Origin of the sequence: Methylomonas sp. MS20 (assembly GCF_050275925.1) — a bacterium.
In the GTDB taxonomy this organism is placed as follows: Bacteria; Pseudomonadota; Gammaproteobacteria; order Methylococcales; family Methylomonadaceae; genus Methylomonas; species Methylomonas koyamae_A.
The window spans coordinates 3417549-3434048 of record NZ_CP189962.1; the positions used below are offsets into that span (position 1 = coordinate 3417549).

General features: G+C 54.5%; 14 protein-coding genes. 8 read left to right on the plus strand and 6 right to left on the minus strand.

From position 1 onward, the window contains the following. Positions 1 to 37 precede the first annotated feature (37 nt). From ACQE3D_RS15200 to ACQE3D_RS15215, 4 genes are all read right to left on the minus strand, one after another. A complete protein-coding gene (locus tag ACQE3D_RS15200) occupies positions 38 to 1330 on the minus strand; it encodes an ammonium transporter (protein WP_313729856.1) in 1293 nt (430 codons plus the stop codon). Between the two features lie 129 nt (positions 1331 to 1459). After that, on the minus strand, positions 1460 to 1798 hold the full coding sequence (locus tag ACQE3D_RS15205) for a P-II family nitrogen regulator (RefSeq protein ID WP_064024330.1): 339 nt from the start codon (positions 1796 to 1798) through the stop codon (positions 1460 to 1462). A gap of 182 nt (positions 1799 to 1980) precedes the next feature. After that, positions 1981 to 3381 carry an ammonium transporter gene (locus ACQE3D_RS15210; protein ID WP_064024328.1) on the minus strand — a complete coding sequence of 467 codons (1401 nt, stop codon included), beginning with the start codon at positions 3379 to 3381 and terminating at the stop codon, positions 1981 to 1983. 24 nt (positions 3382 to 3405) lie between these two features. Then, positions 3406 to 3744 (minus strand): P-II family nitrogen regulator, encoded by a 339-nt coding sequence (locus tag ACQE3D_RS15215; protein ID WP_064024325.1) that lies wholly within the window; start codon positions 3742 to 3744, stop codon positions 3406 to 3408. Positions 3745 to 4154: 410 nt separating this feature from the next. Between ACQE3D_RS15215 and ACQE3D_RS15220 the strand changes: the two genes are divergently transcribed. The 7 genes from ACQE3D_RS15220 (at position 4155) to ACQE3D_RS15250 (ending at position 13389) form a co-directional block, all read left to right on the plus strand. Further along, positions 4155 to 5525, plus strand: coding sequence for a porin (locus tag ACQE3D_RS15220; protein ID WP_313729855.1), 1371 nt, complete (start codon positions 4155 to 4157; stop codon positions 5523 to 5525). Between the two features lie 163 nt (positions 5526 to 5688). Further along, positions 5689 to 7098, plus strand: a complete 1410-nt coding sequence (glnA, locus tag ACQE3D_RS15225) for a glutamate--ammonia ligase (RefSeq protein ID WP_064024321.1) — start codon at positions 5689 to 5691, stop codon at positions 7096 to 7098. A 107-nt stretch (positions 7099 to 7205) separates the two neighbouring features. Then, complete coding sequence (locus tag ACQE3D_RS15230) at positions 7206 to 7985, plus strand: exodeoxyribonuclease III (RefSeq protein WP_313729854.1); 780 nt, start codon at positions 7206 to 7208, stop codon at positions 7983 to 7985. Positions 7986 to 8844: 859 nt separating this feature from the next. Then, positions 8845 to 9915: a nitrogen regulation protein NR(II) gene (glnL, locus tag ACQE3D_RS15235; protein ID WP_168029751.1), complete on the plus strand. Its 1071-nt coding sequence runs from the start codon at positions 8845 to 8847 to the stop codon at positions 9913 to 9915. 36 nt (positions 9916 to 9951) lie between these two features. Beyond that, positions 9952 to 11370 carry a nitrogen regulation protein NR(I) gene (ntrC, locus tag ACQE3D_RS15240; protein WP_064024315.1) on the plus strand — a complete coding sequence of 473 codons (1419 nt, stop codon included), beginning with the start codon at positions 9952 to 9954 and terminating at the stop codon, positions 11368 to 11370. Between the two features lie 141 nt (positions 11371 to 11511). Further along, positions 11512 to 12867, plus strand: a complete 1356-nt coding sequence (locus tag ACQE3D_RS15245; RefSeq protein ID WP_281020780.1) for a hypothetical protein — start codon at positions 11512 to 11514, stop codon at positions 12865 to 12867. Between the two features lie 21 nt (positions 12868 to 12888). Beyond that, positions 12889 to 13389: a hypothetical protein gene (locus ACQE3D_RS15250; protein WP_313729853.1), complete on the plus strand. Its 501-nt coding sequence runs from the start codon at positions 12889 to 12891 to the stop codon at positions 13387 to 13389. Between the two features lies 1 nt (position 13390). On the opposite strand, the gene ACQE3D_RS15255 is transcribed toward ACQE3D_RS15250, so the two are convergent. Beyond that, positions 13391 to 14200: a DUF2066 domain-containing protein gene (locus ACQE3D_RS15255; protein WP_071157606.1), complete on the minus strand. Its 810-nt coding sequence runs from the start codon at positions 14198 to 14200 to the stop codon at positions 13391 to 13393. 78 nt (positions 14201 to 14278) lie between these two features. Here ACQE3D_RS15255 and purM point away from each other — a divergent pair, with 78 nt between their 5' ends. Next, positions 14279 to 15322 (plus strand): phosphoribosylformylglycinamidine cyclo-ligase, encoded by a 1044-nt coding sequence (purM, locus tag ACQE3D_RS15260; protein WP_313729852.1) that lies wholly within the window; start codon positions 14279 to 14281, stop codon positions 15320 to 15322. Between the two features lie 36 nt (positions 15323 to 15358). Here purM and amrS read toward each other — a convergent pair whose 3' ends face one another. Further along, on the minus strand, positions 15359 to 16441 hold the full coding sequence (amrS, locus tag ACQE3D_RS15265; RefSeq protein WP_313729851.1) for an AmmeMemoRadiSam system radical SAM enzyme: 1083 nt from the start codon (positions 16439 to 16441) through the stop codon (positions 15359 to 15361). Positions 16442 to 16500 lie beyond the last annotated feature (59 nt).

A 16500-nucleotide genomic window follows, 5' to 3' on the forward strand; every position in this document is an offset into this window, starting at 1 on the left:
GGTCTCCGCCCGCTCGAGCCGGCAAACGCTGGCGTAGTTATAGATTGTGGTAACCGGTTTCTTCGTGCAGCGCGATGTCGAGACCTTCGACTTCTTCGTCTTCGCTGACCCGCAAACCGATGGTTTTGTCGAGCAGCTTCAAGACCAGATAGCTGAACGCGGCGCTCCAAACGATGGTCACCAACACCGCCAGCGCTTGCACGCCGACTTGCTCGGCGATGCTTACACCGTTCAGCCCCAAGCCGCCGAAACTTTCCGCCGCGAACACACCGGTCAAAATGGAGCCGACGCAGCCGCCGACGCCATGCACCGGAAACACGTCCAGCGAATCGTCGATTTTCAGGCCGCGCTTCACGTATTGCGTCGCATAAAAGCAAACGATACCGGCAACAATGCCGATGACCAGACCGCCGATCGGACCGACAAAACCCGAAGCCGGCGTAATGGTGCCTAAACCGGCCACCATGCCGGTGACGATGCCCAACACGCTGGGTTTGCCGAAGCGGCGCCATTCGATGGTCATCCAGGTCAGCGAACCGGCGGCGGCGGCGATATGAGTCACCGCGATCGCCATGCCGGCGCTACCGTCGGCCTTCAGGGCGCTGCCGCCGTTGAAGCCAAACCAGCCGAACCACAGCATGCCGGCGCCGGTGACGACCATCGTCATGTTATGCGGCGGCATGGCCACGGTCGGAAAACCTTTCCGGTTGCCGATGACCAAGGCCGAGACCAGGGACGCCACGCCGGCATTGACGTGAATCACGATCCCACCGGCGAAGTCCTTGGCACCCAGCGCGGCCAGCCAGCCGTTACCCCACATCCAATGGCAAATCGGCATATAGACGACGATCAGCCATAACGCACTGAACCAGAGCATCGCCGAAAACTTCATCCGTTCGGCGAACGCGCCGACGATCAAGGCCGGCGTGATAATCGCGAAGGTCATTTGAAACATGAAATACACGGTTTCCGGAATATCGCCGATCAAATTAGCGATACCCATGTCCGGCAGGAACAATTTGCCGGCGCCGCCCAGCCAGGGTTGCCAGGCGCCGCCGTCGGCGAATATCAGACTGTACACGCCTGCCAACCATAACAACGACACCAGACAAGTAATTGCAAAACACTGCATCAAAACCGATAGCACGTTTTTGCTACGGACCAAGCCGCCGTAAAACAGCGACAAGCCGGGTATCGTCATGAACAACACCAGAGCGGTGGATGTAAGCACCCAGGCGGTGTTGGCTTGATTGATGCCGTCCGCGCACGCGGCGGCCGGCCAGATGAACAACGGTGCTGTGAGTGCGAAGACTCTTTTTGTTATTGTCATTTTTGTTGAATTTTTGCTAGGTCAATTTTTGGAGAACCAGAAACGACAAAATCGCCCTGGCCCGCGAATCGTCTTCGCGAACCAGGGCGATTGAAATGTTTGCCCAGCAATAAAACCCGCTGGGAAAATCTAAATCGCGTCTTCCCCGGTTTCTCCGGTTCTGATTCGGATAATTTGTTCGAGACTGCTGACGAAGATCTTGCCGTCGCCGATTTTTCCGGTGTTGGCGGCTTTGACGATCGCCTCGACGGCCCGGTCGACCACATTGTCGGCCACGGCTATCTCCAGCTTCACTTTGGGCAAGAAATCAACCACATATTCGGCACCCCGATAAAGCTCGGTGTGGCCTTTTTGCCGTCCAAAACCTTTGACCTCGGTGGCGGTCACGCCGGCCACGCCGATCTCGGACAAGGCTTCCCTGACGTCGTCCAGTTTGAACGGTTTGATAATCGCTGTAATGAGTTTCATGCTATCCCCAAATTCGAATGAATAATTTGCTGTGTCGGAAGGCTACCGCCAATCATAAATAATTCCAGGCTAACCTACAATTTACCGGCTCAAGCACCGGAAAGGTGCTTTTAATGATAGCAAAAACGGACCGCCCTGACCGACGGTCCGTTTTTTCCTTGTTAATCAGCAATCTCGATAGCTTAAATGTGATAAGCCGTTTCGCCGTGCTCGGTCACGTCCAAACCTTCGCGCTCGGTCGCTTCGTTGACGCGCAGACCCACCGCCACGTCGGCGATTTTGAATGCCACGAACGATGCAATGCCGGACCAGACAATCGCGACACCCACGCCCCAGGCTTGGCTGGTGACTTGCGTCAACATGTCGTATTCCGCTACCGCGTTGGCGACATAATCCCACACGCCGGTACCGCCCAGTGCCGGGCTGGCGACGATGCCGGTCCCCAAGGCGCCGACGATGCCGCCAACACCGTGTACGCCGAAGGCGTCCAACGAGTCGTCATAGTTCAGCGCATGTTTCAAGCGAGTCACCGACCAGAAGCACACCGCGCCGACAACGAAGCCCAGCGCGATCGAACCCATCGGCCCCGCCCAACCGCAAGCCGGGGTGATCGCAACCAGACCGGCCACGGCGCCGGAAGTCGCGCCCAACATGCTGGGCTTGCCGCGCACCAGCCATTCCATGACCATCCAGGACAAGGTCGCGGCTGCGGCAGCCAGTAGCGTGTTAACGAAAACCAATGCAGCCAGACCGTTGGCTTCCAAGTTGGAACCGGCGTTGAAACCGAACCAACCGATCCACAACAACGAAGCGCCGATCATGTTCATCGTTACGCTATGCGGCGCGATGAATTCCTTGCCGTAGCCGATGCGTTTGCCGATCAGCAGACAGCCGACCAAACCGGCCATGCCGGCGTTGATATGCACAACGGTGCCGCCGGCGAAGTCCAGCGCGCCTTTTTGGAACAAGAAACCGGCCGTGGCTCCCGCTGCTTCGGCCGCAGTCGCGTCTGTATATGCGTCCGGACCGGCCCAGTACCAAACCATGTGCGCCATCGGTAAATAACAAATGCTGAACCAGATTACCGTAAACAACAGCACCGCCGAGAACTTCACGCGCTCGGCGAAGGCGCCGATTATTAGCGCCGGAGTAATCGCCGAAAAGGTCAGCTGAAAAGCGACATAAATGTATTCCGGCACGTACACGCCCTTGCTAAAGGTCGCCGCCATCGAATCCGGCGTGATACCGGACAGAAAGGCCTTGCTGAAACCGCCAAAAAACGCGTTGCCTTCGGTAAACGCCACGCTATACCCGTAAACCGCCCACAAAATGGCCGATAACGAAAAGATCACGAACACTTGCATCAGAATCGACAACATGTTTTTGGCTCGCACCATGCCGCCGTAAAACAATGCCAAACCGGGAATGACCATCAACGCGACCAATACCGTGGCAACAATCATCCAGGCAGTATCGCCCTTGTTCACGGTGGCTTGAACGGCCGGTGCCGCCGCTTCTTCCGCGCCGGCGATCCCCGAGAAGCCCAACAGCGCCAACAGCGCCATGCCTGCTACATATCTCATTTGCTTAGTCCCCATGGTCTAGGTTTAAAGTGCTTCTTCGCCGGATTCGCCGGTTCTGATCCGGACGACCTGCTCCAAATTAGTCACGAAAATCTTGCCGTCGCCGATCTTTCCGGTATTGGCGACTTTTACGATGGCTTCCACCGCCTGATCCAGCAACGCGTCGGCCACTGCCACCTCGATTTTGGCCTTGGGCAGAAAATCCACGACGTATTCAGCGCCGCGATACAGTTCGGTGTGGCCTTTTTGCCTGCCGAATCCCTTAACCTCGGTTACCGTCACACCGGAAACGCCGATATCCGATAACGCTTCCCGCACGTCATCGAGCTTGAACGGTTTTACAACCGCTGTTATCAGTTTCATAGTTCAACACCTCGTTGCTTGAGTTAGTAAATTCCCAACTCAGCCAAAGCAGAATATATGCCAGTATTTATATCCATGTTTTTTAAGCATAATTTGCTTAAAACATTAAAATCCCTCAGAGAATCGCACCCAGATGGTGCGAAGGTTCATGTAGCGCACCATTTCCAAACAAATGCTCACTAAAAATGTTAAGCAAACACGCTAAGTGGCGCTAAACTAAGCATTAGCTTGCAGGACCGCTATCGCGACCACCCAAGCACCACGACAGTGCAAACAACGATTTTTGCACCAAATCCACTCAAAAATACCTGGCCAACGCCCGCTATCTCCTTGATTTCCAAAGCATGAGACTTGGCCTAAAAACTGCTTAATAAACTTTCGAGTACCAACTAGAAAAGGGGAATACCATCATGAAACACCACTTCCAATCTCGCCGAACTTACGTTGCTGGCATTTTGGCGCTATGCAGCGCTTCGGCCGGCGCCGAGAGCTGGACGGAAGCCTCCGGCCTGCTCGGAGCCGCGGGCATAGACCCGAATGAAGCTAAATTCATGAAAGATCACAATCTGAAAATCGGCGGTTGGCTGGAAACCAGTGTCGGCGCCAATTTGAACGCGACTCACGACGCTTATAACGGCCCTGTGACCTTCAATGATAGAACCGCTGAAGTCCAACTCAACCAGCTTTACGTATATTTGCAGAAAGCCGTAACCGTAGGCGGCGATGCTTTCGACATCGGTGGCCGCGCCGACTTTATGTACGGTACCGACGCCATCTTTACCCAGGCGTACGGCAATCCTTCTTTCGACCCCACCACGGCATTATCAACCGGCGGTCGCGGCGATTGGGACTTGTATTTAACCGACGACCGCTTTTACGGCATCGCCTTGCCTCAAGCTTACGCAGAACTGAATTTGCCGATTGGAAACGGTATCGACGTCAAAGTCGGACATTTCTACACCCCAATCGGTTATGAAGTGGTCACATCGCCCGACAATTTCTTCGTCACTAAGCCCTACACCATGCAATATGGCGAACCTTTCACGCACACCGGCGTTCTGGCTAGCTATACAGTCAACCCAAACTGGGCTGTATCGGCTGGCGCCGTAACCGGCAGCGGCACGGGCGGCTGGGACGGCAACTTCAATAAAAATGTTGGCAACTGGTCCTTCCTGGGCGGCGTAACCTGGACCAGCGACGACGCCGGCACTTCGTTGGCACTGACTTCAACCGCTGGCGAACAGTCCGAAGTGAACAGCTCCAAATGGGCGATGTACAGCTTGGTGGGCAAACACAACTTTACCGACAAATTGCATTACATCATTCAACACGACCATGGTTTCGCGGATAACGTGTTTACAGGCAATGGCGCGAGGGCGGGTCTTGCGACGCAGAACGCGGAATGGTACGGCATAAATCAGTATTTGATTTACGATATTAACGACAAACTGTCCGCCGGTCTTCGCGCGGAATGGTTCCGAGACAATAACGGATTCAGGATTAACGGCCCTGGCCGCTGTGTAGCCGGAGCGCAACCGGACGGCTCCAATTACGCTTGCAACAACGCGTCTTGGGCATCGTACTATCAAAACGATCCTTCGTTGCTCAGCCAAGGTAGCGGATACTACGAACTGACTGCCGGCTTGAGCTACAAGCCCGCGAAATGGCTGAATCTTCGTCCAAACGTTCGCTGGGATCACAGCGATCAAGCCAAAGCTTTCGCCGGCGGCAATAGCCACGATCAAGTCCTGTTTACCGCCGACGCCGTAATCATTTTCTAATCCACTATTTTGCCCCCAGCAGCGCGATACAAACGCCTCCAGCACGTTATCGAAAACGTCCTGGAGGCTTTGTTTGTTATAGCTCTTTAGAGCCTTTGATGGTATCGTTACAGTCGATTTAGCACCTCAATCCACTACAACTAAAACTAGGAGACTTTTTCCAATGTCTGTTGATCACGTCCTGAAATTAATCCAAGAAAACGACGTTAAATTCGTCGATTTCCGTTTTTGCGACACTCGCGGAAAAGAGCAGCACGTCACCTTCCCTGCGCACACCATCGACGAAGACACTTTCGAAGAAGGCAATATGTTTGACGGTTCGTCAATCGCAGGCTGGAAACACATCAACGAATCGGACATGATTCTGATGCCGGACGCCAGCACTGCTAAAATCGACCCCTTCTTCGACGACAAAACCCTGATCTTGCGTTGCGACATCATCGAACCCAAAGACATGCAAGGTTACGCGCGCGATCCGCGCTCGATTGCAAAACGCGCCGAAGCCTATATGCAGTCCACCGGCATCGCAGACACCGCGCTGTTTGGTCCTGAAAACGAATTCTTCATTTTCGACGACGTACGTTGGAGCACCGGCATGGGCGGCTGCTCTTATCAAATCGACTCCGAGGAAGCCGGCTGGAACTCGGCGAAAGTCTACGAAAACGGCAACATTGGCCATCGCCCTGGTATCAAAGGCGGCTACTTCCCGGTTCCGCCGGTCGACTCTTTCCAAGACATGCGTTCGGCTATGTGTTTGGTTCTGGAAGAAATGGGCCAAACCGTCGAAGTCCACCACCACGAAGTAGCGACTGCGGGTCAGTGCGAAATCGGCGCTAAATTCAACACGCTGGTTAAAAAAGCCGACGAAGTGTTGGAACTGAAATACGTGGTCGCCAATATCGCCCACGCTTACGGCAAAACCGCGACCTTCATGCCGAAACCGCTGGTCGGGGACAACGGTAGCGGCATGCACGTTCACCAATCGCTGGCGAAAGGCGGCGTCAACCTGTTCACCGGCAATCTGTACGGCGGCCTGTCCGAAACCGCGCTGTATTATATCGGCGGCATCATCAAACACGCTAAAGCCTTGAACGCGATCACCAACGCTTCAACCAACAGTTACAAACGTCTGGTTCCAGGATTCGAAGCGCCGGTTATGTTGGCTTATTCCGCTCGCAACCGTTCGGCTTCGATCCGTATTCCGTACGTTAACAACCCTAAAGGTCGTCGTATCGAAGTACGTTTCCCGGACTCAACCGCTAACCCTTACTTGGCATTCTCCGCCATGTTGATGGCCGGTCTTGACGGTATCCAAAACAAAATTCACCCAGGTGAAGCGATGGATAAAGACTTGTACGACTTGCCGCCGGAAGAGGAAAAAGCCATTCCGCAAGTCTCGTTCTCTCTGGACGAAGCATTAGCCGCACTGGATGCCGACCGCGAGTTCCTGACCCGGGGCGGCGTTTTCACCGACGACGTCATCGACGGCTACATCGAGCTGAAAAAACAAGACGTTACCCGTCTGCGCATGAGCACTCACCCTGTTGAGCTGGACATGTACTACAGCTTGTAAGAGGTAGGACTGTTTCTGACAGTCCCGCACCTTCCCGGAACCCCGCAAGTTGCAAAGCTTCGCGGGGTTTTTTGTTTCGACAGACCCTTCAACTATTTGAACGTCTTATGCGGATCATTTCGATCAACCTTAACGGCATTCGCTCCGCCGACCGCAAAGGCTTTTATGATTGGCTATGCGCGCAAAATGCCGACTTTGTATGCTTGCAGGAGTTAAAGGCTCAAGCCGCCGACCTAACAGCAACCATGGCGAATCCGACCGGATATCACGGTTATTTTCATTACGCGGAGAAAAAAGGTTACAGCGGCGTTGGCATCTACAGCAAACTTCCCGCTGAAACGATCATCACCGGCCTTGGCTACGCCGATATCGACAGCGAAGGCCGTTATCTGGAAATCCGAGTCAAAAACCTGTCCGTGATTTCACTCTATTTGCCCTCGGGATCGAGCGGCGAACAACGCCAAGCGATCAAATTCAGCGTTATGGACCGCTTATACCCCCATTTGGCGCAGCTTCGGGCCAGCGGGCGACACGTTATCGTCTGTGGCGACTGGAATATCGCTCATCAGGCCATCGATTTGAAAAACTGGAGAGGCAATAAAAAGAACTCCGGCTTCCTTCCCGAAGAAAGGGCCTGGATCGGAAAGGTTCTTGGCGAGCAGGGTTGGGTCGACGTCCACCGATACTTGGAACCCGACGCTACTGAGTCCTGCTATACATGGTGGAGCAATCGCGGCCAAGCTTGGACTAAAAACGTAGGTTGGCGCATCGATTACCAGATTGCCACTCCAACGCTGGCAAATACCGCCAGTAAGGTCTCGGTCTACAAACTCGAACGCTTCAGCGATCACGCACCCCTGATTGTCGATTACGCACTCACGCTTTGAAGCCGCGCGGACATCCGGCTGACACCTGCTTTGTTAGACCGGGCGGCCCACAATTAAAACGATCGCCAGAACGAACCACATTGGTGCATTGCTCAACCTATTACGCACTAAACAAGCTCGGCCGACACCAGGCGTTCGTCTCTAAAGGTAGCTAGTGGGACGACTGTTTGTTTAACTTTAGTAGGGAGATACCCGGACCGATAGTGGCTTACCGCATTTTCGCGTCGACCGCGGCCATTTAGTGTTATAACCCAAACCAACGCACCAAAATTGTGCTTTTTGGCTAATTCGGAATTTCCGTTCGCGCTTCGCCACGACGAAGCTCGGCAACATTAGCATTGCCTTTGAGCTTCAGCACCACTGTCACTAGACTCGTTGAATCTAGCGGGTCCTAATCACCAACAATGTAGAGACCGGCGAAGACAGCAGTTGTTAAGGATTCACCCTAATTTCAAGCCATCGAAGATCCCGCGATTTGCAAAAAAACAGCGCTAAATTGCAAAACGTCCCTGAGTTTTGGTTAGCAAATCACCGCAGCAAGCGGTTGGGTACAAGTTATCCAGGGATTTGACCTTGAACTTCTCAACTGCTCGAGCTTAGCGGTCTTTGCCTATCCGTTGCAAAGTCGATTTCGATCCCAGACATCCGAGAGCAAAAAACGCTGGTATTTGGTGCGCAAGCGACGCCGGTATTTAAAGAAAATCGACCACATTAACGGGCCGATAAACTCCTCAAACGCAATACTTGGAACCCATGCACCACTTGGCCAATCACCTGATCATTACCCTCACATTCTTGATCCGGATATGGCTCGTATATTGCTGTATAAACGTAGCCGACAGGAGAATCCAATAACACCGTGTACAAAAAAATCCTCGATCACCTGAACGAAGCCATCCTGATGTTCGACAGGGATTTACTGCTGACCTACATTAATCCGGCCGGCGAAATGCTGTTCGCCGATAGCGCTAAGCATTTGCTCGGCAATCCGGCCCAGAAGCTTTTTAAAATCGGACATCACGGCTTGTTTACCGATTTGATGCAGCGCCTACATCAGCACGAACCGTTGGTAGACAGAGAATTGATACTGGAGCGGATGAGCCAATCCATCACCGTCAATCTTAGTGCCACGCCGTTACTGGAAGACGGTCAGTTGAACGAAATCCTGATCGAGCTTCAGCAAGTCGACAGGCATTTACGTATTACCAAAGAGGAGCAACTGCTGGCGCAGCAAAATACCAGCCGGATGTTGGTGCGCGGACTGGCGCACGAAATCAAGAACCCGCTGGGCGGACTTCGCGGCGCGGCTCAACTGCTGGATTTGGAATTGCACGACCCGGAACTGAAGGAATATACCCAGATCATCATTGCCGAATCGGACCGTTTGCAAGAGCTTATGGACAAGATGCTGGGACCCAATAAACCGGCCCATAAAAGTTTGTTGAACATCCACGAAATATTGGAGCGTGTTCGTCAACTGGTCGCCGTGGAAGCCGGTAATAACATCAGCCTGGAAACCGATTACGACCCCAGCATTCCCGAACTGTTCGCCGACAAAAACCAGTTGATCCAGGCCTTGCTGAACATCGTCCGCAACGCCATTCAAGCGATTCAGACCTCGGGCCGAATCACATTGAAAACCCGGATTCGCCGCCACATGACGATAGGCCGTAAACGCTACCGGCTGGCGGTGAAGATCGACGTCATCGACAACGGCCCGGGCATCAAACCCGAGTTAATGGGACAGATTTTTTACCCGATGATTACCGGACGGGCCGAAGGTACCGGCTTGGGCCTGTCCATCGCCCAATCTTTGATTAACCAACACAGCGGCTTAATCGAATGCGAAAGCGAGCCGGGCAATACCGTATTCTCTATTTATTTACCGTTAGCCGATAATCTTGGCAAAAAAGCATCGAATCGAAATTGATGCCATCATCTTAATATTGAGTTTTGGAGAGATCTCATGCCACTGCCAGATAAGGTCTGGATTGTCGATGACGACAAATCGATACGCTGGGTGTTGGAAAAAGCCCTGCAAAAGGCCAGCATCGTCACGCGCTGCTTCGCCAACGCCGCCGATTTGTTGAAAGAACTATCCAAGGAATTGCCGCATGTTTTGATTACCGATATCCGCATGCCGGGCATGGACGGCTTCGAACTGTTGCGCAAGGTACAGCACGACCATCCTAATCTGCCGGTCATCATCATGACGGCGCATTCGGATTTGGAAAGCGCGGTATCGGCCTTTCACGGCGGTGCATTCGAGTATTTACCCAAGCCGTTCGATGTCAACGAAGTGGTCGAGACGGTACAACGCGCTTGCATTCACAGCAAGCAGTTGCAAAACGACGTCGCTCAAGAGCCTCCAGTCAACGAAGAGACCCCTGAGATCATCGGTGAAGCGCCTGCGATGCAGGAAGTGTTCCGAGCCATAGGCAGACTCGCGCGCTCGCACATCACCGTCTTGATCAACGGCGAATCCGGCACGGGCAAGGAACTGGTCGCTCGGGCTTTACACCGGCACAGTCCACGCGCCGAGCAGCCTTTCATCGCGCTGAATATGGCGGCGATTCCGAAAGACCTGATGGAATCGGAGCTGTTCGGTCACGAAAAAGGCGCGTTTACCGGAGCCCAGGCCCGGCGCATCGGCCGTTTCGAGCAAGCCAATCACGGCACGTTGTTTCTCGATGAAATCGGCGACATGCCCGCCGATATGCAAACCCGTTTGCTACGGGTATTGGCGGACAACGAATTTTACCCGGTCGGCGCACATTCGCCGGTTAAGGTCAATGTCCGTATCATTGCCGCCACCCACCAAAATTTGGAGTTATTGGTTGCCCAGGGACGCTTTCGCGAGGATTTATTTCACCGGCTGAACGTTATCCGCATCCACATCCCACCACTGCGTGAACGTCGGCAGGACATCGGCTTGTTGATGCGGCATTTTCTATACCAAAGCGCCAAGGAGCTGGGTACCGAGGTCAAATCCTTGAAACCCGAGGCAGAGGCCTTCCTCAGTAATTTGAAGTGGCCCGGCAATGTCCGTCAACTGGAAAACACCTGCCGCTGGTTGACGGTCATGGCATCGGGCCGCGAAATTCATATCGAGGATTTGCCGCCAGAACTGATGCAAACCGCTACCGAGACCGCCGGCGAAGTCGAGCGAGGTGACTGGGAGAGCCAGTTTCGTTCCTGGGTGAAGCAACAACTCAACGCCGGCAAGGTCGACATCGCCAAGCAAGCCATTCCTTCGGTGGAAACCCTGCTGATCGAATCGGCGCTGACTCACACCCACGGCCGCAAACACGAAGCGGCTCAATTGCTAGGATACGGCCGCAATACGCTGACCCGAAAAATCAAGGAATTGGACATCAAGGAATAATTCGCTTCCCGCGTCCGGGCGCCCCGTTTACAGGGTCGCCCACCCTTCCCTACCAGGAATTTTTATCCGTTTAAATGTCGTCGGTGTATACTCCGCCCGATCGATCAACCTCTAGCCACTTATAAAAAAGGTTCACAGCACATGGCGGACAAAACGGCAAGTAAATACCTGATAAACCTAGAAAAACAATTCGCGGCAGCCGACCCGGTCCTGCAAAAAACCGCAAGATTGTTCCAGGAATTGGACCAAATCGAATTCGACATGGGGCTGATCGACTCCGAGGAAAGCACCGCCCGCAAAACCACTTGGTGGCCGGTTATCAGTACGCTGGGCGGTTACTCACCGGCCAAATCCGACTTCCTGGCCCGATACCTCAACTCGCCGCTGCACACCGTTCGCCACAAATTCACAGTCTTGCAATACACGCCGCAAGCCGCCGGCGCCACGCTGCCGGGTACCGCGCTGGACGCCGATCACCGCCTGCCCTTTTACAGAATCGGCCAAGCCATGGAACAAGTCCTGCCCGGCGAGGGCGGCAAACTCAATGGCCATCTGGAGCTGGTGACGGTCAATAGCTCTAAATTGAAAGGCAAGCTGGTTATCGACACGCCGGTGCTGAGCAATACCACCGAAAATGCCGTCACCGCGATGCTGCGCAAATACGTACTGGATATTTCCGATCTGGTACTGGTGTTCACCGATTTGTTCGAAGCCGATGCCGAACTGAACAAGGCCGCCCTGACCGAAATCGTTGCCCAGCAAGACTCCAATAAATTCGTATTCGTGATCGATCACTCCGAAATCGGCCTGGACCCCGCCAAAAGCCAGGATATCGCCAATGCTTGGCAACGCCGCTTGGCCGAACTGGGCATACACACCGGCCAGTTCGTGGTGTTGAGCCAAAACAGCGACGGCGCCGCGCTCGACCAGCGAATCGCCAACTTGGCAAGCGACCGTTCCTACCGGGTATTGGCCACCCTGCAGGATAGCATCCGAGCCATCGACGATGTGATTCTGCCGGAAGTCGAAGCCTCGCTGACCACTTGGAAAGAACGTTGCAACGCGACGACGCTGATCGTGCTCGGCTTCATCATCATGCTGGCGCTGTTCGCCGAAATCGCCGTCGGCATTCTGGAACTGATCTTCGACCCCATTATCGGCCCGGCTATCGCCATCGCGCTGATTGCGCTGCTGACTCCGATGCATCTGATCGTCAGCCGAGTACACGCCAAGTTCATCGTTAAACAACTGCACAAACGCCAAAAACAATTGAATTTGACCGAAGATCTGGCGGCACTATTCGAAAAGAGCCAAAGCTTCTGGCGCATGCTGTTACCGATCACCGATCCGGTCGGCAAAAACAAAAAAAACCGCAAGAAGCTGGCCGGTTTGATCGAGCAAAGCAAGGATCTGGTACAGGCGCTGAACGACCAATTTAGCCATACCCAGCAGGAATATCGGCACGACTTGGACGCCTACGCCTTCGAGGAACGCTAAACCCGCCACGGTCCCGCCGCCATGGAACTGATCAGATACTATCTCCCGCTGTGCTGGCTCAATGTTTCCGCGCTGGAACTGCCCAGTTCGACACGCTTTTTCAAGTACAACATTTATTTTTATTTCGGCATGGTGTTTTTCATCAAATTCAACATGTCGGACGACTTGGAAACTGTCTTCGAAGTCCTGATCGAAACCGGGCTGACCTTGGGATTTATCGCGTTAGTCCTGGGTTTGAACGGTACTTTTCGCACTTACGTTCAGGTAGCCAGCGCCATCTTGTTCTGCGAAAACCTGGTAGGCATTTTTCTGGTACCCATCGTATTTTGGGTCACTGTCGCCGAGGACGCGCTGAGCTATTCGGCGTTGGCGGTATTTTTCCTCTGGGATATGCTGATGATCGCTCGAATATTTAAGGACGTGTTGCTGATCAACCGGCCGGCGTCGCTAGTGATGTCACTGTTCTATTTTCTGTCCAGTTACGGCGGCGCTTACGGGATTTACAGCCTAATAGCCGGCTGACTCAAGGCTTCACGCCGTAATAATTGGAAAGCACATCGTAAGCCCCCTGGGCGGCGGCTACCGCCGTCGCTTTCAACGGCTGACAAGGACTGTTCCACTGTTTGATCTTGCCATCGAAATAAAACGCCCACTCGCCCTGCCAGCATTCGCCTTTTTCGACGATGCGCCCCGCCATGACCGATGTCACTTCATAACGAGCCGAAACCGCCAACAAACCGCGCGAGTCGGCGCTCAACACTTGGCTGACCGTGATTCTTTGTTGTTCCTCCAGGTCCAGCATCGGAAAAATCATCGGAATGCCTTTGACCTTCGCCGCGAACGCCAGCGCACTCTCCAGCTCCGGCATGGTATCCGCATTGTAAAACTGACGATTGCCGCCCTGATCGACGACTAGCCACACCAACGTTTCCGGGCGGATCTCGCTCCAGATGCCGACATGGCTATCGCGCATCACTTGCATCACCTGATCCTCATCGAACTCGATCCGCGCCAAACGGGCCTCGGTATCGGGCGATTCGTCCGCGGAAATCAGCGAAAATTGGAATTGCTTGACATAGTTTTGCGCCCCAGTCAGCGCCTGTTGCACCGCCGGAATCTTGGAAATGTCTTCGGACACCAGCACTCGGCTCAACACGGCGTACAAGCCTTGCTTGATCACCTGTGTCCTATCCTCGGCGGATTGGCCCCTCGCCACCAACTCGATCTCGTACAAGCCCTTGACCTCGACCGCTTCGGCAAACGGCACAGCCAGTAGACCCGTTAAAACCATGGCCACCGCGGCCCGTCCGGCCTTCTTAAATGCTTCGCTCACTAGCCCACCCTGACAATGTCACATTTCGAATATAGTACAATATCGGTCGATTCCATCTTAACTTTAAAGAGGCCAACCTTGAGCGAACAACCCACTGACCGCCTGGATTACAAAAGCGCCGGCGTCGATATCGAAGCCGGAAACGCCTTGGTCGATCGCATCAAACCCATCGCCGCCAAAACCCGCAACGCCGGCGTGATGGCGGGGCTGGGCGGCTTCGGTTCGCTGTTCGAACTGCCGCTGGACCGCTATCAACAGCCGGTGCTGGTTTCCGGCACCGACGGCGTCGGCACCAAATTGAAATTGGCGCTGGACACCGGCATTCACGACACGGTCGGCATCGATCTGGTCGCGATGTGCGTCAACGATATTATCGTGCAAGGCGCCGAACCGCTGTTTTTCCTGGATTATTTCGCGACCGGCAAACTCGACGTCGATACCGCCGCCAGCGTGATCGAAGGCATAGGCCTGGGTTGCGAGCAGGCCGGCGCGGCGCTGGTCGGCGGCGAAACCGCCGAAATGCCCGGCATGTACGCTGACGGCGATTACGATTTAGCCGGCTTCTGCGTCGGCATCGTCGAAAAGTCCCGCATCATCGACGGTAGCCAAGTCCAAGCCGGCGACAAATTGATCGCGCTGGGCTCGTCCGGCCCACATTCCAACGGCTACTCGCTGATCCGCAAAATCGTCGCGCGTAGCGGCTTGACCTGGACCGACACCGTCAACGGCAAACCGCTGGGCGAAACGCTGCTGACGCCGACCCGCATCTACGTCAAACCCTTGCTCGAATTACTGAAGTCCGTCCCTGTACATGCGATGGCGCATATTACCGGCGGCGGCATTACCGAAAACCTGCCTAGAGTTTTGCCGAACGGTCTGAATGCCGCGATCGACTTGACTAGTTGGGATTTCCCGGCGACTTTTCAATGGTTGCAACAACAAGGCAACGTAGCGCTGGAGGATATGCTGGTCACCTTCAACTGCGGGGTCGGCATGATCGTTTGCGTGGCGGCGGCCGACGAAGCCGCGACCGTGGAAATTCTCGGCCGGCAAGGCGAAACCGCTTTTACGATCGGTGAAATCGTCGCCGGCGACGGCAAGCCCGGCGTCGTTTACCGCTAACCTCGCTATCGGCCGGCGCGCTTATCACCGGCCGATTTAAATGCTAACCCCGATCCGTTTCGCGCCCCAATCGCCGGGCGCCGCTTCGAACAAACCGGCGCAAACAGTGCCGCAGAATCGGCAGCATCCGGCTGCATTCAGATTCCAATCCGACAACACATACCAGTCCCGGCCTATCAGCATTTCGCCGCACTGGTGGCAGTACGTGCTTTCGGCGGCCTTATCGTGCACGTTGCCGACATAGGCGTAACGAACGCCATTTTTGGTCGCGATCTGCCTAGCCCGTAACAAGGTAGATAACGGCGTACGCGGCTTGTCGGTCATTTTCCAATCGGGATGGAAGGCGGTGAAATGCATCGGCACCTCCGGCCCCAAATGTTCGACCACCCATTGGGTCATCGCCTCCAATTCGGCTTCGCTATCGTTTTCGTCGGGAATCAGCAAGGTCGTCAATTCCAGCCAAACCTGGGTTTCGTGCTGCAAATACAATAAGGTATCCAAGACTGCTTGCAAATGACCGCCGGTGACTTTGTGGTAGAACCTTTCGCTGAAGGCTTTCAGGTCTACATTAGCGGCATCCATGTATCGGTAAAACTCAACGCGCGGCTCCGGGCATACATAGCCCGCCGTTACCGCGACCGATTTCAGACCGAGGTCGCGGCAAGTTTGCGCGGTATCGATCGCGTACTCGTGGAAAATCACCGGGTCGTTATAGGTGTAAGCCACGCTCCGGCAGCCATGGGCCAAAGCAGCGTTGGCTATAGCCTCCGGCGCGGCGCGGCGCGTCAAGGTATCCATCTCACGGGATTTACTGATGTCCCAATTCTGACAAAACTTGCAAGCCAGATTGCAACCGGCGGTACCGAACGACAGTACCGGCGAGCCCGGCAAAAAGTGATTCAGCGGTTTTTTTTCGATGGGATCAACCGCGAAGCCGCTGGAGCGGCCGTAGCTGGTCATCACGATGCGGCTATCCAGATTTTGCCGCACAAAGCACAAGCCACGCTGGCTTTCATGCAATTTGCAAAAACGCGGGCATAGATCGCACTGGACGCGACCGTCGTCGAGCGCGTGCCAATAGCGGGTGGCGACGGTATCGCCGCCGAGGAATGTCGTCATCGCCGTTCTCCTTGAACCCTAATCGAAAACCACTGTCGGTAGCAGGCTATACTGAGTAT

Coding starts and splice junctions, on each gene's coding strand:
- ACQE3D_RS15200 (WP_313729856.1), bottom strand. CDS start 1,330: ATGACAATAACAAAAAGAGTCTTCGCACTCACAGCACCGTTGTTCATC.
- ACQE3D_RS15205 (WP_064024330.1), bottom strand. CDS start 1,798: ATGAAACTCATTACAGCGATTATCAAACCGTTCAAACTGGACGACGTC.
- ACQE3D_RS15210 (WP_064024328.1), bottom strand. CDS start 3,381: ATGAGATATGTAGCAGGCATGGCGCTGTTGGCGCTGTTGGGCTTCTCG.
- ACQE3D_RS15215 (WP_064024325.1), bottom strand. CDS start 3,744: ATGAAACTGATAACAGCGGTTGTAAAACCGTTCAAGCTCGATGACGTG.
- ACQE3D_RS15220 (WP_313729855.1), top strand. CDS start 4,155: ATGAAACACCACTTCCAATCTCGCCGAACTTACGTTGCTGGCATTTTG.
- glnA (WP_064024321.1), top strand. CDS start 5,689: ATGTCTGTTGATCACGTCCTGAAATTAATCCAAGAAAACGACGTTAAA.
- ACQE3D_RS15230 (WP_313729854.1), top strand. CDS start 7,206: ATGCGGATCATTTCGATCAACCTTAACGGCATTCGCTCCGCCGACCGC.
- ntrC (WP_064024315.1), top strand. CDS start 9,952: ATGCCACTGCCAGATAAGGTCTGGATTGTCGATGACGACAAATCGATA.
- ACQE3D_RS15245 (WP_281020780.1), top strand. CDS start 11,512: ATGGCGGACAAAACGGCAAGTAAATACCTGATAAACCTAGAAAAACAA.
- ACQE3D_RS15250 (WP_313729853.1), top strand. CDS start 12,889: ATGGAACTGATCAGATACTATCTCCCGCTGTGCTGGCTCAATGTTTCC.
- amrS (WP_313729851.1), bottom strand. CDS start 16,441: ATGACGACATTCCTCGGCGGCGATACCGTCGCCACCCGCTATTGGCAC.